The sequence below is a fragment of the Tahibacter harae genome, assembly GCF_024437735.1.
In the GTDB taxonomy this organism is placed as follows: domain Bacteria; phylum Pseudomonadota; class Gammaproteobacteria; order Xanthomonadales; family Rhodanobacteraceae; genus Tahibacter; species Tahibacter harae.
Genome location: NZ_JANFQO010000020.1, coordinates 70882 through 94983 on the forward strand (window position 1 = coordinate 70882; position 24102 = coordinate 94983).

The 24102-nt window shown below is 68.9% G+C and carries 8 protein-coding genes; all 8 read right to left on the bottom strand.

Annotation, left to right across the window (positions count from 1 at the left end):
• Positions 1-317: 317 nt before the first annotated feature.
• The 8 genes from pgi to panB all read right to left on the bottom strand — a co-directional run bounded on the left by pgi (position 318) and on the right by panB (position 24042).
• A complete protein-coding gene (pgi, locus tag NM961_RS18675; protein ID WP_255915929.1) occupies positions 318-1943 on the bottom strand; it encodes a glucose-6-phosphate isomerase in 1626 nt (541 codons plus the stop codon).
• A gap of 203 nt (positions 1944-2146) precedes the next feature.
• Positions 2147-2527, bottom strand: a complete 381-nt coding sequence (panD, locus tag NM961_RS18680) for an aspartate 1-decarboxylase (protein ID WP_255915930.1) — start codon at positions 2525-2527, stop codon at positions 2147-2149.
• A gap of 318 nt (positions 2528-2845) precedes the next feature.
• On the bottom strand, positions 2846-3193 hold the full coding sequence (locus NM961_RS18685) for a hypothetical protein (protein WP_255915931.1): 348 nt from the start codon (positions 3191-3193) through the stop codon (positions 2846-2848).
• Entirely contained in the window at positions 3190-6375 is a 3186-nt protein-coding gene (locus NM961_RS18690) for a transglutaminase-like domain-containing protein (RefSeq protein WP_343231931.1), read from the bottom strand. Before NM961_RS18690 ends, NM961_RS18685 begins: the two co-directional genes overlap by 4 nt.
• A complete protein-coding gene (locus tag NM961_RS18695; protein ID WP_255915932.1) occupies positions 6372-12194 on the bottom strand; it encodes a carboxypeptidase regulatory-like domain-containing protein in 5823 nt (1940 codons plus the stop codon). Before NM961_RS18695 ends, NM961_RS18690 begins: the two co-directional genes overlap by 4 nt.
• Positions 12195-12244: 50 nt before the next feature.
• Positions 12245-21688 carry a cadherin-like domain-containing protein gene (locus tag NM961_RS18700; protein WP_255915933.1) on the bottom strand — a complete coding sequence of 3148 codons (9444 nt, stop codon included), beginning with the start codon at positions 21686-21688 and terminating at the stop codon, positions 12245-12247.
• Positions 21689-22366: 678 nt separating this feature from the next.
• The gene (panC, locus tag NM961_RS18705) at positions 22367-23215 is read right to left on the bottom strand and encodes a pantoate--beta-alanine ligase (RefSeq protein ID WP_255915934.1); all 849 of its coding nucleotides are present in this window, start codon (positions 23213-23215) and stop codon (positions 22367-22369) included.
• A 2-nt stretch (positions 23216-23217) separates the two neighbouring features.
• Positions 23218-24042: a 3-methyl-2-oxobutanoate hydroxymethyltransferase gene (panB, locus tag NM961_RS18710; RefSeq protein WP_255915935.1), complete on the bottom strand. Its 825-nt coding sequence runs from the start codon at positions 24040-24042 to the stop codon at positions 23218-23220.
• Positions 24043-24102 lie beyond the last annotated feature (60 nt).

Below are 24102 nucleotides of genomic sequence, written 5' to 3' on the forward strand. Positions count from 1 at the left end.
TCGGGATTTGGGATTCGCAGGGAGTGCGGGGCGGAATCCGAGGTTTTTGACAAGTGAAATTTGCCGGATTTCTTCAAGAATAAAGCGGCAAGCTCCCTCTCCCCAAGCTTCGCTTGGGGGAGAGGGCTCGAAAGCTTGAAATCAAAGCTTCAGATCAAGAGCGGGAAGCCAACAGAGACACGCCGAAGTGTCGGGGCGCTTCTGCAGAGGCGCCTGTCAAGTTGACTGTGTAAGTACCGCTGTCTACTTGAGAACGACCGACGCGGAGCAGGATCGGCTTCTGCGGCCCCGAATCCCAATCCCAAATCCCGAATCCCTCACCCAAGCGCCCGAATCTCGCGAATCAACCCCGTCGTGGACGCATCGAACGACGGCGGCACATCGCCGCTGGTCAACGCCGGCAGGATGGATTTGGCCAAGGTCTTGCCCAGCTCCACGCCCCACTGGTCGAACGCATTGATGTCCCACAGCAGCGCCTGGACCAGTACCTTGTGCTCGTACAGTGCGATCAGCGCGCCCAGGCTTTCCGGCGTGAGCGCGTCCAGCAGCACGGTGGTGCTGGGACGGTCGCCGGGGAAAGTGCGCTGGGCGGCCAGTGCGGCACGTTCGGCTTCGCTGCCTTCGCGGGATTCGGCCAGGGCTTGTTGCGTCGTCTTGCCCAGGGCGAAGGCGGCGCCCTGAGCCAGCAGGTTGGCCAGCAGCGCGTCGTGGTTGTCCTTGAGCGTGTGTGACGGGCGCACTACGCCGAGCAGGTCCAGCGGCACCACGTCGCTGCCCTGGTGCAGGGCCTGGAAGAAGGCGTGCTGCGCATTGGTGCCTACGCTGCCCCAGACCACGGGTACCGTGGCCTGGCGCAGCGCCCCGCCTTCGGCGCTGACGCGCTTGCCCAGGCTTTCCATTTCCAGCTGCTGCAGGAAGGCCGGCAGTTCGGCCAGGCCGTCGCTGTAGGGAATCACGCCGTGGGCCGCGTGGCCCAGGCCGTTGCGGTTCCACACGCCGATCAGGGCCAGCAACACCGGCAGGTTGTCGCGCCAGGCGGCGCTGCGGAAGTGATCGTCCATGGCCGCGGCGCCACGCAGGAAGGCGCGGAAGTTGGGCATGCCTATGGCCAGCGCCAGCACCAGCCCCACCGCCGACCAGACCGAATAGCGGCCGCCGACGAAATCCCACATCGGCAGCACGCGTTGTTCAGGTATGCCCAGCGCACGCGCGGCGTCCACGTTCGCGCTGACGGCGACGAAATGCGCCGCCGCGGCGGCCTCGTCGCCGGCATAGGCCTGGGCTATCCATTGCCGCAGCACGCGGCCGTTGAGCAGGGTTTCCTGGGTGGTGAAGCTCTTGGACACCAGCAGCACCAGGGTGCGGCGCGGGTCCAGCGAGCGCATCAGCGCGGCAGTCTGGTGGCCGTCCACATTGGGCAGGAAATGGCAGCGGAAGCGGCCCGTATGGAAGCTGCTGAGCGCTTCCACCGCCAGGCGCGGGCCGAGGTCGGAGCCGCCGATGCCAAGGTTGATTACATCGGTGATGCCGGCCGGAATGCCGTAGGCCGAGGCATCGCCGCGCTCCAGCGCATCGACCAGATCGCCCATGCGCTGCAGGGTCGCGGCGATCTCCTCGCGCACCGCGGCCGGCGCCAGCGGCGGCAGGCGCGACTCGCCGGCACGCAGCGCGGTATGCAGCACCGGCCGCTGCTCAGAAGCATTCAGAATATCGCCGCGGAACATGGCGTCGCGGCGCTGTTCCCAGCCGCATTCGGCGGCAATGGCGCCGAGCGCGTCCAGGGCGGCCTCGTCAAGTTTCTGCTTGGAGAAGTCCAGCAGCAGCGGACCGGCGCGGCGCGAGAAGCCGGCGTGGCGCTGCGGCGCGGCGAGCAGTTCGCGCAGGTGTATCGGCGTCAGGCGCGCGGCGTGGCGCGCCAGAGTCTCAAGCTGTCCGGCAAGCATGGTCGTCCTCGGTGGCCGCCCGCCGTCAGGGCGCGGGCGCTCCGATCTTACTCAGGCCGCGGGAAGCTGGTCGACACACTTTCGTCGAAGACGTACGCCAGTGCGTACTTTTTGGCATAAGAACCGGAGTTTGGGAGTCGGGATTCGTACAGCGGCGATGCACGCCGCCGTTCTTGCGAATCCCGGATCACCAATCCAGACCCTCAAGCCGCTTGCTTGGGAATCGAGTGATTCGTATGCGTCAGGCGGTTGGCGGCATCGACATAGACGCAGGTGGGCTTGAACTGGGCCAGCTCGGCCGCGTCGACCTGGGCGTAGGCGCAGATGATGATGAGATCGCCGGGGCTGGCCAGATGCGCCGCGGCGCCGTTGACCGAGATCACCCCGGAGCCTTCGTCGGCGCGGATGGCATAGGTGACGAAGCGGTTGCCATTGTTGACGTTGTAAATATGAATCTGTTCGTACTCGCGTATGCCCGAGACGTCGAGCAGATCGCCGTCGATGGCGCAGGAGCCTTCGTAATGCAGCTCGGAATGCGTGACGCTGACGCGGTGGATCTTGGCCTTGAGCATCTGCAGGTGCATGGGACTACTCCGCTACGGCTGGTACTGGCAAACGGACACGGCACAGCGGCCGCCGCGGTGGCGCGGCTGCGTTGCGGGTGTCGGTGATGAGCGGCCGGAAAAGCTGGCGTGCGCAGCGTGCGTGACGCTGGGACGTGGCGGTATCCGGCGCGGCGGTCGTCGGCAGACGACGGCGCCGGAGTATGCAATTGCCTGCTGATGCGCTGCAACAGCATGAGCGGGCTGATGACGGCAAGGCGCAACCTGCCGCCAATCCATATTCCAAACTGGTTTGAACCGTGGCCAGTGCGCCAACCCCGCCTTGTACTGCCGGCGGACTCACCCCAGCGCCGAGCGCAGCAGGGCCGCGATCAGCGCTGCTGCCAACACAGCCGGAATCAGCCACAAAACGCGGCGCTTCGGTGTGAAGCGCCAGGTCTCCTGCTCCGGATAGACGAACAGCGTGCTGCACGCCACAAGGAGAAAAGCAACCGCGCCAACGCCCCACCAGCGCAACAGCGGAAACCATACATCGCAGGTTGCGCCCAGCAGCAAGAACAGGGCAGCCAGGACGGCAGCCGCGCGCGCGTCCTGCCGGAACACCCTGCCCTCGTGCACGATCTCTGTTCGTAGAGGCTGGCGCAGGCGAAGCAGGATCCGTCGTGGCAAGCGCGGAGCCGTCGTCATGACTCAGCCAGCAGTGCCTGCGCGTGCTGCACAGAGACGCGATACCGCTGTCCAGCCGCATCGCTGGCGGATGCCTGCGCAACAAGCCCCACTGCCGCCGCTGGCATCGGCAGCACGGCGGCAGCGGCGTGCACCGCGCGCAGCGATGGACCTGAACAATACTGGCCCGCCCAGGAATTGGCGAACGCGCCTGCAATTGTGAACACTATCGCCATAATCAAGCCCGGCGGAGTCTCGAAACCCACACCACCAAAGCCTATGTTCAGGCCCACGTTGCACCAGAATTCGTTCGCGTAGGCCATGGCGATCATCGCGATCGCAAAACCTATGATCATGAGCGCCATCGCAACAACGAACATCAGTGATACCAGCCCCCCGACAAAAACCGCCGCCAGGATGGCGAGCAGGTGAGCAGCGGCAAGCCCGATCAGCGTAGAGGTACCCAGCGCGCCACCATCGGCGCTGCCACTAATCAGATAGCTGGCGGCGCCTGTTTCCGGGTCGCTCACGATATAGCCGACTACGCCGGACTGATGCGCAATGTTCATCAGCGATTGATGCACCGTGACAACCTTTCCGGCCTGCACCGCGCTGGCGATGTCGGATTCCGTCTGCACGTCCAGGTTCAGCGCCGGCATTGCCGACGCGGCATTGTCCTGGGCAATGGTGTAAATGCGCTGTCCTTGGACGTTTGCCTGGGCGATTGCCTGGACTGCAGACGTTCCCTGCAAGCGTTGACCCGGCCGCGAGAAAAGATCCTCCAGTACACCGTTCTCGCTGGCCGACATGGCGCGTCCACCGACCTGTGCGAAGTAGTCGCGCCGGGCGGAATTGCCGTCATTGGAGACGGACGCAACGGCCATCCGGTCCATATCCATGAGCACGCCGGTAGGCGCAAACAGGCGCGGCGTGCCGAACAGCAGGCTCACGCGGGACGACGTGGATACCGTGCCATAACTGGGCAGGCGGAACGTGGTGAGCCCCTTGGCCGCAGCCATCCCGCCGTCCTGCGCCCAGGTGCGGGCGAAGTAGCCGAGTACCGCACTCTGCATCATGGCGCCGGTCACGTCATGCTGGGTCAGCCCCTGGCCCTGACCGTTTTCCAGGCGGGCTTTGGTGGTCTCCATGGCTGCGCGCAGCCGCGCGCCCTGGGCCTCGGATATGCCATGGGTATCGATGCCGACAGCCTGGTAGTCGCCGACACTGAACGGATTGTCGGTTTCCTCCCAGTCGCGGCCGGGCACGTAAAGACCTTTGCGTGTTATCAGTTCGATGCCCAGTCCCAGCGCCGGCGCGTCGGAAATGCTCTGCCCGTCAATACTGAACTGCGGCACCAGCCGCACGATGTTCGCCGGGAAGCGCGACGGCAGATCTTCCGGGCCGTCCGCACCCGGCGGCACATAACCGGCCAGCGTAGCCTCGTCCGCCGCGCTGGCTGGGCGGAAATTCAGCGCGAGCAGCTTGCCGGCAAGCTGCGGCAGGCTGCGCTGGATCATCACGGTTTCGTTTTCCAGCTCGCCCAGGAACGACCGCTCGCCAATGCTGAAGCGGAATTGCCAGCGCAGATGGCCGGGAAGCGCACTGACCGGCGCCGTCGTCGCTATGGTGCGATACGGCAGGCCGGCGGGCAGGCCGCGCAGTTGGATGGGCCGGATCTGGCGGCTGCCATAGACCTCGGCAAACGTCGCATCCGGCTTGTTGGCCGCGACGAAACTACGCAGCTCGTCGCCATAGGCGCGGTAGTGCTGGGTCATGAAATCCGTATCCAGCCCCTGAACCCAGCCCTCGGCCGCGTTGCTGGTGCTGGTCTGCGTCATATGCTCGATCAGGCCGTCCATATCGAACTGTACTTGCGCGTCGATCTGCAGGCCCGGCGTCGCATCGTATTGCTTGAACGCGGGATCCAGCGCAACCCAGTTGTCGCCGCTGCCGGCGCGCATGCCGCCGCCGGGAAACTGGTTGGTCCAGGTCTCGACCCAGACATGTTCCAGGCGCACGGTCTTGATGACACCGCCCTCGGTCACGCCGAGATTCGGAATGCCGCCCTGCGCCAACAGCGACAGCGCAGCGCGCGGCTCACTCACACCGCCGACCCAGTTCATCACCTGAGCCACGGGAACCTCGATGGTTCCGTAGACATAGCGTGCAGGAATATTCGATGCGCGCAGCAGTGCAATCAGCAGGCTGGCCTGATCGAAAGCGTTGCCGCGTGCAGTCTGCAAGGTGTAATCCGAACCCTGTATCGAGCCGTAGCTGGGAATGAACTGCACGGTGTCGTGGACGTAGCGCAACAGCGCGAGCGGCGTGGCGCCGAGTTCCTGCGCCTTGGCCCGGATCGCCGCCGTCAGCTGCACGTCTTCTGTCGGCGCCAGATCCGCCGCAACGGGCCCGTCCTTGACGCCGGCTGCGGCAGCGAATTCCAGCGCAGCCACGCCAATTCCGTCGAAAGCCTGCCGCAGCGCGCGCGCGTCCGCCGCGGGCGCACGCACGCGCTCGCCGCGCGAACCAAAGGCAAGCTTGTCGGGATCAAAGCGCGGACGCGCCGGCTGGCTGGAATGCGTACGCAGCCAGGCATGAGCAGATTTCACCGCGGCGGCGAAATCCGCATCGCTGCGCGCAGCGCGCAGCGCGTCCAGATCGAACACCAGGCGTGCCGCGCCTTCTTCGAAGCTCATGCGGTCGGCGGCCTGCCGCGCCAGGATCTCCGGCGCCGCGCCGCTGCGCTGCGGTGCCAGTGCGTCCAGTTCGCTGCGCGACTGGGGCAGCAGATCGCGGATGCCGGCACTGAGTTCGGCCAGCTGTTTCTCCTGCTCGGCCAGATCGGCGCGAACGGCGGCGGATGGCGCCGCGGCGAAACCGCGGCCGCGGGCGAGCACGTCCTGCCATTCGAACTCGTAGCGTCCTTCCAACCGGCGCTGCAGCCTGTCCAGCAGTTGTTCCAGCGCGATCAGGCGCTGCGCGAGCTTTTCGGTGGCCGTGGCTTCGAGTGCCTGCTGTTGCGCCGCAAATTGCTCGCCCTTGCGCACATTCGCCATCACCGGATCCACCACACTGACCAGGTAGGCGCCCAGCAATATCGTTCCCGTCATGCGCATCAGGCGCCGGGGCCAGCGCAGCAGCATTTGTGTCTTGTTCCGCTTCATCGTCGGTATTCCGCGCAAAAGGTTGGCACGCGGCTTCATTCGAAGCCGTCGACCCAGATCACATCGTCGTACGGCTCGCAGCTGTCGCCGGAATCGAAGCCGCCGTAGAAAAGCAAATCGTGTACAAAGCTGCGCCAGATAATCAGGCTGTTGTCGGCGGGCGAGCCTTCGTCCTGGTCCGCGCTCACGCTGAGCGGCCACGCGGTGGGGCCGGCGACCTGGCTGGTGGAGCTGAACACGAAGTGCAGCCGCGCCGCCTCGCCGGCGGCGAGATTGCCCAGGCCGCAGTGCAGGCCGGCCGCGTCGATGCTGCAGCTGCCGCGGTCGCTGCGGTAATCCAGCAGGCGCACGCCGGGCGGCGCGCCGACCTGCAGGCTGACCGCAGTCGCCGTATCGGGGCCGGCATTGCTGGCGTTGACGCTGATCCGCCCCACCCCGCCGGTGAGCAGCGGCCGCGGGCAGGACAGGCTTACCGCGGCGAGATTGACCTGGCCGCGCACCGTCAGCGTGGCGCTGACCGAGTCGTTGCCGCTGTTGCCGTCGGTCTGCGCCGCGCTGGTGCGGGCGCCGAGTGCAGCCGGGCCGCTGGACAGGCCGCGCAGGGCCAGCACCACGCGGCGGGTCTCGCCGACGGCCAGTTCGCCCAGTGCGCAGCGCACGCCGCCCGGCTCCGCGGCGCAGGCCGCGCCGGCCGGCTGTACGGCTTCGATATAGGCCAGGCGCGGCGGCAGCGTTACTTCCAGCGCGACGCCGGCGGCGGGGCTGGGACCGCTGTTGCTCACATCGAAGCCGGCTTCAAAGCGCGCGCCCAGGGCCACATCCGCGGGCAGCGCAGCCACGGCCGGGGCGAGATCGGCGCGCGCCTGCACCACGAAGGCGCTGAAGGCGAGCGAAGTCCATTCGCCATCGCGCTGGATCTGCGCGGCGCAGGCGTATTCGCCGCCGGCCAGGGCGGCCGTCGCCGGGGTATACGTTTCCATCCGGCTGCCGTTGGCCGGCACGTCGATGCTGCGCTCGACGCTGGCGACCAGGCCCGGCGGATCGGCCAGGCGCAGCAGGGCCAGACGCACCGGCAGGCTGTTCAGCGCCGCGCCGCCGCCGTTGTCGAAGTGCAGGCGGCATTCCTGCACATCGCCGGGCGCGATCTCGCCGGCACTGTGCTCGACGCGGCCGGACAGGGCGGCCAGCGGCGTGTCCACCACGCTGAAATCATGCGTGTCGCTGGCCAGCACCTCGCCGCTGTCGAGACGGCGCAGGCTGGCGCGCAGTTGGTAGCCGCCGGCCGGCGCGTCGACGAAGCCGGTGCGCGCACGGCGCGTATCGGCCATGCCGGGCGCGAGCTGGGCGAGGTACTGCTGCTCGCTGAACACCACGCCGCCGCCGGGCGCGACGATCTCCAATTGCAGCGCCAGCGCATCCAAAGCCTGATTGCCGCTGCGGTTGACGATTACCGCTTCCATGCGCACCTCGGCTGTGTCGGCGTACTGCGCGCGCGCGGTGGCGGCGCGCAGGCTCACCGCGGGATTGCCGCCGGGCACGGCGCGGATTTCGATTTCGCGGCTGGTCTCGGCCGCCGGCAGGCCGCCGGTGGGCACGGCGCGGGCGCGCAGCAGATAGCGGCCGGCCTGTACGCCGCCGCTCTGCCACTGCGCCGCGTGCGGCAGCGACTGCTGCGGCGCCAGCGTGGCGGGCGCGGAAGTGTCCAGCGTCGCCACGCCTTCGCCGTGCAGGGTTTCCACCCACAGCTGCACGCGCAGCTCGGCCGGCACGGCGCCGTCGTTGCGCACCTGCGTCTGCAGCGTGACCGCGGCGCCGGGATCGGCCGCGGCGGGTGCGTCCAGGCTCAGGCTCAGGCGCGGCTGCGCCGCCTGGTACGGGCCGTGTGCGACATTGTTGCTTTCGTCGCATTCCGCGAAACGCTGGTCCGGATCGACTACGACGTACAGCTCGCCGCTGGCCGGCGCGCTGCTCAGCTCCAGGTCAAAACTGCGCCAGCGGCCCGGCAACACCGTGGCCGGCGCGCTGGTCGCGAGCAGGCTGCCGCCCGCGGCCGGATCGCCCAGGTACAGCGCGACCTTCACTTGTTCGGCACTGGTCGGCTGGCCGGCATTGCCCACGCGCACGCGCACCAGCGGGTTCTGCCCGGCGCCGCGGTCGATCAGCTGCGGCGCACCGATGGAGAAGTCGGCGCGGCCGACCGGGTCGCGGTCGTTGAGGGTGTTCTTGCGGTTGGAGTTGTGGCTGAGCCAGTACGGCGGCTCCACCGCCGGCACGGTGCCGTTGCGGTCGACATTGTCGATGTGGAAGTCATGCTGGTTCCAGGTGTCGCCCGCGCCGGCCCAGGGACCGTTGTCGGACTTGAACACGCGCAGGCCGGTGGTCTGCGCCTGCCAGTCGTTGGTGGAGGACAGGATGATCTCGGCCTCGCCATCGTGGTCGAGGTCGGCGATGACCGGATTCTCGAACGCGGTGAGATGGGTGTTGTGCACGCGCACCCGTTCGACGCCGGTGACGGCGTCGACGATGTGCAGGTCGTTGTGGTCGTGGTAGACCACTTCGAGGCGGCCGTCGCCTTCAAAATCGAACACCGCAGCCGAATGCGTGCCCAGCGGATCGTCCAGGGCCGCACTCCACAGCACCGTGCCGTCGCCGTCGATCACGCTGAAGGCGGTGGCCGAGATCACGCCGATTTCAGCCGCGCCGTCGCCGTCGTAGTCGGCGATGGTCGGCGGGCCGCCGCCGTAGCCGCCGGGCAGCAGCACGGGGCCCCAGATGGTGCTGCCGTCGTGCTGCAGCAGATGCACGCGGCCGGGCGTGACCAGCACCACTTCGGGCTGCGGGTCGGCGTCGAAATTGCCCACGGCCGCGTGGCTGTCGGCGGGCAGGTCGTCGCGGTGCCAGTACACGCTGCCGTCGCCGCGATAGGCGGTACGGCCGCCGAGCAGTTCGTTGTGGCCGTCCATGTCCAGGTCGGCCGCGATCGGATGCGCGCCCAGCACGTCGTATTCGGCGCCGCTGAATTCGCCGGTCCACAGCAGTTGACCCTGGGCATCGTAGACGCGCTTGTTGATGATGATTTCCGGCCGCGCGTCGGCGGCGAGATTGGCCATCAGCAGCGCGTCGCCGGCATCCGGCGGGCAGTACAGGATGCTGCAGGGCAGGCTTTCGCCGGTGGGCGCGGTCCATTTCAGCGTGCCGTCGTGTTCCAGCACGACGATGGCGTTGCGGCGTGCATCGACCAGGGCGATCTCGACCTTGTCGTCGCCGTCGATATCGCCGACCGCAGGCGAGGCATATTGGGAAATGCGGTACTGGTTGAATTTCCACAGCAGGTGCAGGTCGTCGCCGCTGAGCGCGACCACGCCCCAGGAACCGCGCTCGCCGCCGCGGCCCACGGGCACCACCAGATCCGGCGTGTCGTTGAAATCGATGCGGCCGTCGCCGTTGTCGTCGCTGAGCTGGGCCACGGCCACGGTGGCGGAACTCAGCCGCACGTCCGGCGGCAGCGAGGGATCGCCGCTCCAGCGCATGGCTTCGACGATGCGGCCTTCGTCCATCACCGGTGGCACCGCGCGGCAGCGCCCGGCGCTGACGCCGAAATTGTTGTCCTCGCGCAGCTCGGCCACTTCATCGGCCGGATCCAGCAGCGCGGCAATGGGCGCGTCGCGGAACGGCAGGCGGCCGGCCACGGGGACGACGATGTCCTGGGCCGGGCTGTCGGCATCCAGCGTCAGACGCGGACGCACGCTGCCGAGCAAGGTGTCGACGCCGGCGACGTAGGCGCGATCGGCGTCGACATCGACAAAGGCGATGATTTCCACATCGCGGTCCAGCGCGGCGCCATAGCGGTTGTCCACGCGCACCTGCAGGCTGCCGCTGGCGATCAGCTCCTCCGGATCGCTGCTGACGGCGCTGGCGGAGACCTCCTGCAGGCGCAGGTCGGGACGGATCTGCGGCGCGTTGACCGGACGCAGGCGCAGCTGGCCGGCGTCAATGCTTTCCACCGGCGGCACGGCCAGGCCGAAGCCGACCTCGACGTACTCATGGCGCTGCACATTGATCGTGGCGTAGCCGTTGCCGACGTTGGCGACGCTGAAATCGCCGTCGGCATTGCTGGTGGCCTCATGCACGGCATGGCCGTCGTCGACGCGCACGCGCGCGCCGATCACCGGACGCTGGGTGACCGCATCGACGATGCGGCCGCGCAGGCGCGTGCCGGTGACCGAAGGCTCGGGCGTAAGCACGGCGGCCAGCGCGGGCGAGAACTGCACCAGCTGGGTCTGTCCCACTTCGGCTGAAACCGTCGCCGGCTGGTGGCCGTCGTGAGTGACGGTGAAGGTGGTCTGGCCGGGCTGGATGGGATGAATGCGGTAGCGGCCGTCGGCACCGGTGACGGCGCTGGCTGTGGTCGCACCACTGAGCGCGACCACGGCATCGGCCAGCGGCGCGCCGGTGGCCAAGTCGGTGACGCGGCCTTCGACCGCCGAACTCAGGTCCGTGCCGCCGGAGGGCAAGGCCCACAGCGTCGCATTGAACAGCATGGTGCAGCCGGCCGGCACGTCGCCGTAGCCGGAAGCGACGTAGTAGCCGGTCAGTTCCACGCGCAGGTTCACGCGGCCCACCGGCACGTCGAGGAATTCAAATTCGCCGTTGGCATTGCTGAGCATCTCGCGCGTATCGACGAACACGCGCGCACCGGCCAGCGGCTGGCCGGCTTCGTCGACGATCTGGCCGCGCACCTTGCCGGTGGTGGCGACGACATCGTCGGCGATGAGCGCCTGATCGCCCAGGTCCAGCGCCTGGCCCGGCTGCAAGGTCGCGTGCAGGGTGAGGTCGCGATAGCCCGCGCGCGTGATGCGTACGGCGTAGCGGCCCGGCGGCAGATCCACGGCCCGGTAGCGGCCGGCGATGTCGGTCACGCCGCTGCGGCCCAACGGGCCGTCCACGCTGACGGCGACGCCGCCCATGGCGCTGGAGGACTCGGCTTCGAGCACGCGCAGCGCGATGCTGCCCAGGTCGGGATTGGTATTCGGCTCGCCGGCCAGGCGCTGCAGGCGCAGCCACAGCGCGCTGGCGAAGACATCGCCGCCGAGGCTGCCGGCGGCATCCTGGCGCGCCTCCAGCGCGTCCACTGAAGCCTGCAGGGCGTCGGGCGGATTCTGCAGCGGCAGCAGCGCAAGCAGGGCCGAGGCGCTGTCCACATCGTCGGCCCACAGGCCTTGCGCATTGCGCGCGGCAAGCAGGAAGGCGCTGGCCTGGCTCAGGTTGGCCGCGACGTTGTAGCGCGCGCGGTAGTGCCACAACGCGCGCAGCGCGGCGGCGGTGAGATAGACATTGCTGTCGTTGTTGAGGCCCAGCGCCCAGCCGCCGTCGGCGCGCTGGCTGTACTGCAGCCACGCCACCGCGTAGCCCAGCAGCGGCGCATCGACATCGTCGCGGCCGGCCAGCGCCTGCAAGGCCCAGGCGGTGCTGGCCACATCGGCCTCGTAGCCGGGCAGATAGCCGAAACCCGCCTGCGCCTGTACATGCGCGGCGAGGCGGCCGGCATCGGCCGCGCCGCCGGCGCCGGCCGCACGCTGCGCGAGCAGGCGGCGCGCGGCGAGTTCGGCGCTGGGTTCGGCCAGGCCGGAAACATAGGCCGCCGTGGCCGCCAGCTCGGCGGGTGCGACGCCGGCTTCGGCCAGTGCGCGCCAGGCTTCGCTGCTGGCCAGTTCCTCGCCGACGCTGTCCTGCGCCGTGGCGATGCGGCCGTCGGACTGGCGCTGTGCCAGCAGCCAGTCCTGCGTCGCCGCCTGCAGCGGCGGCGCCACGCACAGCAGCGCAAACAGGAACAGGCAATGCACCAAACGTCGTGTCATGAATCTCTCCCGGCTGCCCCCGCAGCCCTTGCAGCGGATGCGAAGGCGGCTCATCGGCTGCCTCCGGCCGTGGTTTCAAAGCCGTCGGCGAACAGCGACCGATCCAGGTGCACTTCGACATCGTCGGAAGGTCCGCGCGGACTGACGATGCGGTAGACGAAGCGCACGTCGTCGTCGCGGCCCGCCGCGGCGGTGTAGGTAAAGGAACCGTCGGGCTGCAGCGTCAGCGTGCCGTGCGCCGGCGGCGTGACCAGGCGCACCGTGCCGGCGATGGACTGCCAGCCCTGGTCGTTGCCGAGCACGCCGGGCGCGGCGATGCTGAGCGAGGCCGCGCCGCGCAGCCGGTAGCGGTCGGCCACGCCCACCGGCGCATCCGGCGCCGCGGCGATATGCAGCTGCACCGTCACCGGCTCGGACCAGGACTGGCCATCGCCCGCGCGGTAGCGGAATTCCTGCGTGCCGCTGAACTGCTCCGCCGCGCTGTAGCGGAAGCTGCCGTCAGCCTGCAATTCCAGCGTGCCCAGCGCCGGCGCCTGCACCAGCTGCGCGGTGAGGCTGTCGCCGTTCGCATCGCTGTCGTTGGCGAGCACGCCTTCGGCCGCGGCGACGACGCTGACCAGGCCGCGATACGCGGCGTAGCTGTCGGCCTGCGCCACCGGCGCGCTGTTGGCGGCGCGCACCTGCAACTGCACCGTGGCCGCGGCGCTGTCGGCGCTGCCGTCGCTGGCGACATAGCTGAAGCTGTCGGCACCGCTGTAGCCGGCCTGCGGCTGGTAGCGGAAGCCGCCGTCGTAGTCGAAGGTGAGACTGCCGTGGGCCGGCGGCTGCAGCACGCGCGCGGTGAGGAAATCGCCGTCGCCGTCGCTGTCGTTGGCCAGCACGCCGGCGATGGAGGAAATGTTCAGCGTGACGCCGCTGGTCACCGCATAGCTGTCGTCGCGCGCCAGCGGCGCGGTGTTGACCGCGGTGACCGTGATCGCCGCCGTCGCCGTCGCGGCCAGGCCGCCGGCGTCGATCACGCGGTAGCGGAAGCTGTCGCTGCCGCGGAAGCCCGCGGCTGGCTGATAGCGGAAGCTGCCGTCCGCGGCGACGTCGACGCTGCCGTGGCCGGGCGCCAGCGCCAGCTCGGCGCGCAGCGCCTCGCCGTCCGGATCGCGGTCGTTGCGCAGCAGGCCCTGGGCCGCGGCCACCTGCAGCACGCCGCCGCCGGCGACGCTGTAGCTGTCGTTCAGCGCCGTCGGCGGCTGGTTGGGCCGGCGCACGTCGATGGTGACAACCGCCGAGGCCAGCCCGCCGGCACCGTCGTCGAGCTGGTAGCGGAATTCGTCGCTGCCCAGATAGCCCGCATCCGGCAGATAGCTGAAGCTGCCGTCCAGCGCGGACTGCACGCGGCCGTGCTGCGGCGGAGTGATGACGGTGGCTTCCAGCAGCGGCGAATCGACGTCGCGGTCGTTGGCGAGCAGGCCCTGCGCCGCCGGCACCACCAGGGTGCGGTCGGCGACGGCGACGTAGCTGTCGGCCAGCGCCACCGGCAGGTCGTTCACCGGGCGGATGCGCAGGCGTACCGTGGTATCGGAACTCAGCCCGGTGGGATCGGCCGCACGGTAGCTGAATTCCACTTCGCCGTTGTCATTGGCCTGCGGCGTGTAGCGGAAACCGCCGTCGCCGCCCAGTTGCAGCGTGCCGCGCGCGGGTTCGCTGAGCAGGGTCGCGCTCAGGATCTGCGGATCGTGTTCCACGTCGTTGGCCAGCGGGCCGAAGGCGGCGCTCACGTCGAGCACGCTGTCTTCTTCCAGCTGGTAGACATCGAACACGGCCGTGGGCGGATCGTCGTTCACCGGCGCGACTTCGATGACGACTTCCACCGGCCCGGCGAAGGCGTAGCCGTCGCTGATGGTGTAGCTCCAGCGGTCGGTGCCGTAGAAGTTGGGCTTGGGCCGGTAGCGCCACTGGCCGTTGGGCAGTATGGCGACGCTGCCGTTGGCGGGCTGGGTGGTCGAGGCCGTGAGCGGGCCGCGGTCGGGATCGCTGTCGTTGGCGAGGATTTCGGCAGCGACGTCGATGAGGCGGTCCGTGTCTTCCTGCGCCGTCAGCGTTTCGCCCTGGGCCTGGGGCGGCGTGTTGACGCGGATGTGCACCGTCTGCGGCGCAGATTGCAGCGTGCCGTCGCTGGCGGCGAACACGAACGGGTCGTCGCCCTGGAACTCGGCCGGCGGCGTGTAGTTGAGAGAACCGTCGGCATTCAGCGCCAGCACGCCGTGCTGCACAGTCTGCAGCAGCACCGCGTGCACGGCGTCGCCGTCGGCGTCGAAGCTGCCAAGCAGCACGCCGTGGGCGCGGTCCACGCTCAGCGGCGTGGCGCCGCGGGTCTGGTAGCTGCTGGACGAGGTGCGCGGCGCATGGTTCTGCTGCGGCACTACCTTGATGATGAATTCGCCGTGGGTTTCGAGCAGGCCGTCGCCGGCCCGGAAGGAACCGCGCACTTCGCCGATGAAGTCCTGCTGCGGCTCGAAGCGGAAACCGCCCCCGGCGCCGAACTCGAACGGATGCACGACGGCCACGTTGGCCGCGAGCACGTTCAGGACATCGCCGTCGGCGTCGCTGGCGCCGGCGAGCAGGCCGGCCGCGGCGGGCACCTCCAGCACGCCGTTCTCGCTGACCGTGTATTCGTTGACGACCAGCTGCGGCGGCGAATCGACGATCACGTTGATCGCACCTTCGCTGCTGCTGCCAATGCTGTCGATGGCGCGGTAGCGCACCAGGTCGCGGCCGTGAAAACCGGCGTCCGGCAGGTAGATCAGCACATTGGACGCATCCAGGCTGACCAGGCCGTGGGCCGCCTGGCCGACCAGCGCGGCGCGCAGCGGGCCGTAGCCGTCGTCGGCCACGTCGTTGCTCAAGGGCGACATCGCCGCACTCGGCACACCGGGCAAGGTGACGATATTGTCGTCGCGCACCAGCGGCGCATCGTTGCTGCTGCCGACGTGCACGGTGACGGTGGCGCGGTTGGAGAAGGTCGTGCCGTCGTAGGCGTTGTATTCAAAATAGTGCGTGCCCGGCACATGCTGGGGCGGCCAGGCCAGGCTGCCGTCGCTGCGCAGCTGTTGCGGGCAGACCGGTCCCTGATGCGGATCCCACGGACAATAGCCGGCCGCGGTCAGTCCCTGCACGCCGCCGTCGTCCTCGTCGTTGGCCAGCGCGCCGGGTGCGGGGATGGCCAGTGCCTGGTCCTCGTCGACTTCGTATACGTCGTTGGTCGCGAACGGCACCGTGGACGGGCCTACGCGGATGCTGACCATGGCCGGCAGCGAATACGAAGTGCCGTCGGTGACGCGGTAGCGGAACGTGGCCGGGCCGCGGTAGCCGGCCGGCGCCTGGTAGCGGAAGGAACCATCCGGCTGCAGGGTGACCGTGCCCACGTCGGCGGCGGAAACCAGTTCGGCGGCGAGTTCGTCGTACTCGGGCTCGTCGCTGTCGTTGTAGAGCAGGCCCTGTTCCTTGCCGACGACGAGTTCGCTGCCGCCGTCGAGGCGGAAATTGTCCGGCCGCGCAATCGGCGGCAGCGTCACCGCGATCTGCACGTTGCCTTCCACCGGCGGCGCGGTGCCATCGGACAGCGCGTAGGCGAACGTCACCAGGCCGAGGAAGCCGCGCTCCGGCACGTAGCTGAAGCGGCCATCGGGATTGAGCAGCAAGGTGCCGTGCTCGGGCTGGCGCAGCACGGATACGCTGAGCGCGTCGCGGTCCACGTCCAGGTCGTTGGCGATCACGCTGGGACGGTCCTGCCAGGGCAGTTCGTCGACGGCGCTGAAGGTGGTGTCGGCGTCGGTGACATAGCTGTCGTCGGCCGCGACCGGCGCGTCATTGACCGGATTGACGACGACATGCGCGGTGGCGAAGGCGAAGCTGGCGCCGTCGTCGACGCGGTAGCGGATGTCGAACCAGCCGGTGAAATTGTTGCGCGCGCGCACGCTGAAACTGCCATCGGGCTGCACGTCCACGAGGACCCAGCAGTTGATGGCGTCGCTGCACGAGGAGCCCTCGAACGACACGCTGAGCGCGTCGCCTTCGGTGTCGCTGTCGTTGGCGAGCAGGCCGTGCGCGGCGTCGACGCTGAGATCGGTGTCCTCGTCCAGCGCATACGCATCGTCGACCGCCTGCGGCCGGGTGTTGATGCGCAGGCGCACCTGGGCGTCGTTGGAGAACGTGCCGCCGGTGCCGGCGATGCGGTAGACGAAGCTGTCGTTGCCGCTGAAGCCCGCCGCCGGCGTATAGGTGAAGTAGCCGTTGGGATTGAGCACCAGCGAACCGTGCGCCGGCCCGCTGACGCGGATCGCGGTCAGGGTGCCGCCATCGGGGTTGCTGTCGTTGGCGAACAGGTTGCCCTGGATCGGCGCGCCCGGATCGCCCTGGTAGGCGTCGTCGACGGCGGCCGGCACATCGGGTACCGGCGCAATCTGTATGGTCACCTCGCCGGCCTGCCGTTCGCTGCCCTGCACGGCGGCGTAGCGGAAGGTATCGGTGCCGTAGACGTCGGGCCTGGGCGTGTAGACGAAGCTGCCGTCGGGCTGAATCGCGATCTGGCCGAGCTGGGGGGCTGTCCAGCCCTCGGCGCTCAGTGCCAGCCCTTCGATCTGGCTGTCGTTGGCGAGCAGGCCGTGGGCGGCATCGACCGTGAGCACCTGGTCCTCGTTCACCTGATAGGCGTCGTCTCCGGTCTGTATGGTGCCGACGACGTTGATGGTGAATGCGACAGGGCCGACCGTATGGCGGCCGTCGCTGAGCCGGTAGCTCAGCGCGATGCTGCCGCGGAAGCCTTCGGGCGAGCGGTAGTCGAAACTGCCGTCGGTGTTGAAGGTGAAGAAATGCTGGCTGGGCACGGAACCGAGCAGGGTCGCGCTGAGCGGGCGGCCTTCCGGATCCTGGTCGTTGGCCAGCACGCCGGCCGCGGCGGCCGCGTGCAAGGTGCGCGCGCTGCCGACGGTATACGTATCCACAGTCGCCAGCGGCCTGCGGTCGGTGATCTGCACCTGGGTCGGGGCGGAGCTGGCGTCGCCGTCCTCGGCCACGTAGGTGAAGCTGTCCACTTCGTCGAAGCCGGCCGCGGCGGTGTAGCTGAAGCCGCCATCGGCGGCCAGGGCCACGCTGCCGTGCTGGGCCTGGCCGGCGAGACGGGCGCTGAGCGGCTGGTTCTCGACATCGCTGTCGTTGCCCAGCACGCCCTGGGCCGCGGCGACGGTCAACTGACCGCCCGGCGGCAGCGCATAGCTGTCGGCCCGGGTCCGCGGCGCGTCGTTCACCGCGCTCACCACGAAGCGCAGGCTGCCGTCGCTGCTGGCGCCGCGCGCGTCGCGCACGGTATAGGTGTAGACAAATTCGCCGCCCGCATCGGCCGGCGGCACGAAATGCACACCGCCCTGGGGCGACAGGGTCAGCGTGCCGCCGCCGGGGGCGCCGACGTAGCCGGCAACGCTGAGGCTGTCGCCGTCGGCGTCGCTGTCATTGGCCAGCACGCCAGGCGGCGGCAGATCGAAGACCTCGTCCTCGGCCAGGTTGTAGATATCGGCCTGGGCCTGGGGCGTGCTGTTGTCCTGGCCGATGTTCAGCACCACCAGCGCGGTGCGGCTGAAAGCGCCATCGGCCTTGGCCTGCTTGAACCCGGCGCTGCCGCACTGCTCGCCGCGCTGGGCAACAAGGCGGTAGCGGAAGCTGTCGCTGCCGCTGTAGCCGGCCGCGGGTTCGTAGGTGAAGGTGCCGTCGCCGTTGAGCTGCACGCTGCCGTGGCTGGGCTGTTCTTCCAGCTCGACGTAGTAATCCGGGTATTCGTCCGGGAAATCCAGCTGCAGGTCGTTGGCGAGCAGGCCGGCGGCGGGATCGGCGATCTCCAGCGCCGTGTCCAGCGCCACGCTGTAGGCGTCGTCGACCGCGGCGACGGGCTCGCAGATGTACAAGTTCACATGAACACTTTCGCTGAAACCGACGCCGTCGCCGGCGCGGTATTCGAAGCCGTCCTGTACGCAGCGCTGGCCGGCGGCGACTGCCGGGGTGAACACGAAGCTGCCGTCGCCGGCCAGTTCCAGGCTGCCGTGTTCGGGCGGGGTGACCAGCTCGGCGCTGAGCGGCTGGCCGTCGGGTTCCACGTCGTTGGCCAGCACGCCGCGTTCCGCGGCCACGTCCAGCACCTGCCCGCGCACGGCGACGTAACAGTCGGACTGGCAGCTGGGCAGGTCTTCGCTGCCCGCGATGTCGAAGGCGATCAGGGCGGTGCTTTCGCCGCCGACCACGTCGCGCACGGTGTAGCGGTATTCAAAATGGCCGTAGGCATTCTGCAGCGTATACAGGGTGAAGCTGCCATCTGGATTGAAGGCGATGGAACCCGCGTCCCGCGCCGGATCCACCGGCACGATGTCGGTCACGCGCAGCAGGCTGCCTTCGGGGTCGCTGTCGTTGGCGAGCAGGCCGTGGGCGGCATCCACGCCGAAGGTCTGATCCTCGTCCAGCGTATAGCTGTCGTTCTGCGCCAGCGGCAGCGCGTTGCTTGCGGCGATGGTAAGCGTCACCGTGGCCGTGTCGTCCAGGCCGGTGGCGATCTCCATGATGCGGTAGCGGAAAGTGACCGTGCCGGTGAAGCCCACCGGCGCGGTGTAGCGGAAGCCGCCGGTGGCGCCGCCGGACCAGCCCTGGCTCACGTCCAGTTGCAAGGTGCCCAGCGCCGGCGCCTCGATCAGTTCCAGGCTGAGCAGGTTGAAACTTTCTCCGGGATAGCCGAACAGGTCGTTGGCCTTGAGGCCGATTTCCTGCGGGATCACCAGGGGCGCATCGACCAGGCCGGTATAGCTGTCGTCGCGTGCGTCCGGCGCGCGGCGCACGCGCAGGCGCGCGCTGGCGGGTTCGCTGGACAGCTGGCCGTCGCTGATGCGGAAGGTGAAGGTGTCGTCGCCGTCGAAGCCCGCGTCCGGCAGGTAGCTGAATTCCAGATTGCTGCTGCGGTTCAGCGTGCCGTGCTGCGGCGGCTGCTCGATTTCGGCGTGCAGGGGCTGGAATTCGGGATCCTCGCCGCGCAGTTCGAGCAGGTTGCTCTGGCCGGCGCGCACGGTGCGGTCGAATTCATAGGCATAGGGCGGATCGTTGCTGCCGCTAACCGTGAGCGTGACGGTGGCAGGCGGGCCGATCAGCGCGCCGTCCCAGGCTTCGTAGCTGAATTGATCCGGCCCGTCATAGCCCGGCCGCGCCGCGTAGCGGAAGCTGCCGTCGTAATTGACCGAGACCGCGCCATGCAGCGGCTGGGCGGCCACGCGGGCGGACAGCGGATGGCCCTCGGGATCGCTGTCGTTGAGCAGCAGGCCTTCGGCGGCGCCGACCACGAGTTCCACGTTTTCCGCCGCCGTGTAGCTGTCCGCCACGCTGACCGGCGGCTGCTGCGGTATTGCGGCGAGATCCGGACTGATGCGCAGCAGGAAGCCGTCGCCGGCCGAGCCGCTGCGTCCGGGCTGGGCGCCGCCGGCGACATTGGGCAGGTCGCTGGCGCTGGTGATGCCGGCGATAAGCACAGCCGAATCCGACAGCGCCGCGGCGCGCGGCGTGGAACCCTCGCTGCTGCCGCCGATAAACGTGGATTGTTCCACTTCGGAAAGATCCAGCGCCAGCAGCGAGACGAAGGCGTTGTTGGAACCGAAGCGCACGGCCTGGGCGCCGTTGGCGCTGGCCTGCAAGGTATCTGAGCTGGCCCTGCCGCTCACGTACAGGCCCAGCGCCGGCGACAGCGCGAGTGCGCCGGCCCAGTCGTACTCGCTGCCGCCCAGCAGCAGGGTGCGGTGGACGGTGGAAAGGTCGGCGGAGATACGGCTGACGAAGGCATCGCTGTAGCCGTAGTTCACGGGCACGGCGAGGCCGGGCAGCTGGCTGGAACGGGTGGCGCCGGCCAGGTACAGGTCGCCGGCGAGACCGGCGATCAGATGCGGGCCGCTTTCGCTCTCCCCTTCCTCGCCGCCGAACAGGCTGGCATTGGTCAGCGTGCCCAGGTCGGAGCTGAAGCGTGCGAGAAAGACATCGTCGAAACCGGCACGCAGGGCCTGGGCGCTGCCGCCGCCCAGGCCCGGCAGCGTGCTGGAGCGGGTCAGGCCGGCCAGCACCACGCCGCCGCCGGCCAGTACCAGTTCGTGGGCTTCGTCATCGTCGTCGCCGCCGTAGTAGGCGGCGGCATGGACCTGCTGCAGATCGGCGGAAATCCGCGCCAGCCAGGTGTTGCGGTAGAACTGCTCGCCTTCGGCCTCGCTGACCCAGGCCTGGGTGGCGGCGAACGGCCGGCCGCGCACGGTCGTGGCCAGGTAGAAATCGCTGCTGGCGCCGGCGATCAGGCTGACGCGCAAGGTGTTCTGAAAATCCGGCGCCAGGAACAGCCGCGCCCCCTGGATCGCCCCCAGGGACTGTTCCAGCGAGGCCACGAACACGGCCGGGCGCGAGCCCACGTTCAAGGTCGGCGTGCCGGGGAACTGCACCGAACTGGTCCAGCCGGCCACGCCGAGCGAGCCATCCGGCGAAACGACCAGGCTGTCGATACGCTCGTCGCCGGCGCCGCCGAGGTAGGTCGCCGCCTGGATCTGGCTCAGGTCGGCGCTGAGCTTGGCAATAAACGCATCGCAGCTGCCCTGCAGCAGGTTCTGCACGCCGCTGGCGCTGCCGGGAAAGGGATTGGAGCAGGTGCGTCCGGCGACGAATACGCTGCCGTCGCCGCCCAGGCCGAGGCTGGTGACATCTTCCTCGCCGGCGCCGCCGAGGTAGGTGGCCTGCAGCACGGGATCGATGGTCAGCGCGTGCGCGCGGTCGTAGCGGCCGACGCGGAAACCGTAGCGCTGCGCGCCGAGACGGCGGTAGGCCACGTCGACGGCGACGCGGCGGCCGTCGATGTCCTGGTAGGCGACCGGCGCGGAGAACCAGGCGGTCTGCCCGGCACTGCGCACCTGCAGACGGCCGTCGGCGGCGATGCGCAGCGCGTCGCTGCCGTGCAGTTCAAATACGGCCTGGTCCGGCGACACGCCGGGAGCGAGACGCAGCACCTTTTCCACGCCCTGCGCGCTGCGTTGCAGATTCAGCGCAAGGCCTTCGTGCCGGGTCGACACCGCGACCTGGTCGTAGCTGGCGATGCGGCTGACCTGGGCGCCCTGCATATGGGTGAGCTGCGGACCGGCCAGCGGCTGCGCACCGCGGGCTTCGCGCGCGCCGAGCAGGCGCTCGCGCAGCACCCAGCGGCGCGGCTGCGCGTCGGCACCGGGTGCCAGCGGCAGCTCAAACGTGATCTCGCCATCGCCGGCAACCGATACACGCCCGCTGCTGCCCTGGGTGACGAAGGCGACCTCGCGCGGGTACTGGCCGGCGTTGGCCAGAAACCCGCCCGGCAGGCGCAGGCCGGTTACGGCCGGCGGCTGTGCGGCTTGCGTGGTTTCGGCTGGCTTGCCGCGCGACGGCGCCGTTGCGGCGCAAGCGGCAAGAAGCAACAGGGACAGCGCGGCGCTGGTGCGAAACAGAGCCGCCGCCAATGGCCTGCCCCCGCAGAATCCATCAGACATAGAAAACCCGAATTGTGACGTTGGCGTCCGGCCTCCCCCGCGGAGCCGGTTGTGCTTGCTGCCGATGAAGCTTTTGGACGATCCCCGCGGCGGCGATCCCGCACCGGGCGGAAGCCGCCCGGGCGGCCTGAAGCCCGCCTGCGAGTGAGTAATCGAAAAAGAATGTAAAACGTGATCAGCCGGCAGTCGCGCGGCATAAAGCCGCTGCTGCGGAAACCGCTGGATGCTCTCCCTCGCCTTCTGTTCCCTGCCCCCCGGCGGACGCGCCCGGCGCCGCACAAGGGTGCCTCCCGGCTCCGTTGCAGATCACACAATGCCCCTGTTGCAGAAAAGCAACGGACCTTGCTCAATCCGACCGTGCGAAACGCCCGTGGCCGGCAATGCCGAGTCTCCCCAGACTCCTTCCACGCAACACGCGCGCTACAGGCAAAAAAAACCCTCGCCCAGTCTTGGCGAGGGTTTAATCGGAGTGACGATTACCTGAACAATGCGCCCTGCGGCCACCGGAGCGACGGATGACGTTGCAAAAATCCCAGTGGCTGTGGCGAGACTACCACAGCATTGACGGGAATGCTACTAGCGTGACACAGCGCACAGTTGGCGGACTCAGGCGTCGATGGCGAGGTTGTCGATCAGGCGCGTACTGCCCAGCCGGGTCGCGATCAGGGCGACCAGGCCCCGGCGCTGGCCGGGTTCCGGCAAGCCCAGATCTTCCGCCCGGCGCAGCGCAGCGTAGTCGCTGCGGAAGCCGGCGCCGTCCAGTGCGGCCAGGGCGGCGGCTTCGATGGCGGCCGGCTCATCGCCGCGCTCGACCGCGGCGCGCATCTGCTGCAAGGTCTGGTGGATCAGCCCCGCCTGGCCGCGTTCGGCGGCGCTGAGATACTGGTTGCGCGAACTCATGGCCAGGCCGTTGGCCTCGCGCAGGGTCGGCGCGGCGACGATGCGCAGCGGCAGGCACAGATCGGCGACCAGGCGGCGTATGGTCAGCAGTTGCTGGTAGTCCTTGCGCCCGAACACGGCGACGTCCGCCTGCACCAGATTGAGCAGACGCAGCACCACGGTGGCGACGCCGGCGAAATGACCGGGGCGGAACGCGCCTTCCAGCGTTTCGGTCACGCCCTTCACTTCCACCCGCGTGGCGCCGTCGGTGCCGAACGGATACATCGTGGCCACATCGGGCGCGAACAGCAGATCGCAACCCTGTTCGGCCAGGCCCTGGCCGTCGGCGTCCAGCGTGCGCGGATAGCGCGCGAAATCCTCGTTGGGACCGAACTGGGTGGGATTGACGAAGACGCTGGCGACGACGCGGTCGCAGTGTTCGCGCGCGGTCTGCAGCAGGGAGAAATGGCCGGCGTGCAGATTGCCCATCGTCGGCACGAAACCGACGCGGAGGCCGGCGCTGCGCCAGCGGCCGACGGCGGCGCGCAGATCCTGCGCGGAATGCAGCATATCCATAATCAGTAGCTGTGCTCGGACGCGGGGAATGCACCGCTGCGCACGGCATCGGCATAGGCATGCAGGGCACCGGCGACGGAATCGGTGCCGGCGAGGAAATTCTTGGAGAAGCGCGGGCGCTTGCCCGGCGTGAGGCCGAGCAGGTCGTACATCACCAGCACCTGGCCGTCGCAATGCGGGCCGGCGCCTATGCCTATGGTCGGAATCGCGACTTCGGCGGTGATGCGCTGGGCCAGCGCGGAAGGCACGCATTCCAGCACCAGCAAATCGGCGCCGGCGGCGGCCACGGCGCGGGCGTCATCGAGCAGGCGCTCGGCGCGCTCCTCGTCGCGGCCCTGTACACGATAGCCGCCGAGCTTGTGCACGGACTGTGGCGTCAGCCCAAGGTGGGCGCAGACCGGAATATCGCGTTCGGCCAGGGCGTGGATCACATCGGCGGCCCAGCCCGCGCCTTCGAGCTTGACCATGGCGGCGCGGCCTTCGCCGATCAGGCGCGCGGCGCTGGCATAGGCCTGCTCGCGCGTGGCGTAGGACATGAACGGCAGATCGGCGATCAGCAGCGCCTTGTGCAGGCCACGCGCGACGGCGGCGCTGTGATAGACCATGTGATCCAGCGTTACCGGCAACGTGCTGGATTCGCCCTGGATCACCATGCCCAGCGAGTCGCCGACCAGCACCACGTCGATGCCGGCCGCATCCACCGCGGCGGCAAAGCTGGCGTCGTAGGCGGTGACCATCACAATCTTCTCGCCGGCCTGCTTGCGCGCATGCAGCTGCGGGACAGTGACGGCGGAGCGTGACGGCGCTGTCGCGGGATTGGCGTACACGCAGGACTCCTGCAGCAAAAGACCGATTATCAACCTATAGGCTCGGCGCCGGAAAGGTGC

Bases quoted from the DNA above. Each gene is read 5' to 3' on its own strand.
- panD (WP_255915930.1), bottom strand. From the start codon at position 2,527: ATGCACCTGCAGATGCTCAAGGCCAAGATCCACCGCGTCAGCGTCACG.
- NM961_RS18690 (WP_343231931.1), bottom strand. From the start codon at position 6,375: ATGAAGCCGCGTGCCAACCTTTTGCGCGGAATACCGACGATGAAGCGG.
- panC (WP_255915934.1), bottom strand. From the start codon at position 23,215: ATGGATATGCTGCATTCCGCGCAGGATCTGCGCGCCGCCGTCGGCCGC.
- NM961_RS18695 (WP_255915932.1), bottom strand. From the start codon at position 12,194: ATGACACGACGTTTGGTGCATTGCCTGTTCCTGTTTGCGCTGCTGTGC.
- pgi (WP_255915929.1), bottom strand. From the start codon at position 1,943: ATGCTTGCCGGACAGCTTGAGACTCTGGCGCGCCACGCCGCGCGCCTG.
- NM961_RS18685 (WP_255915931.1), bottom strand. From the start codon at position 3,193: ATGACGACGGCTCCGCGCTTGCCACGACGGATCCTGCTTCGCCTGCGC.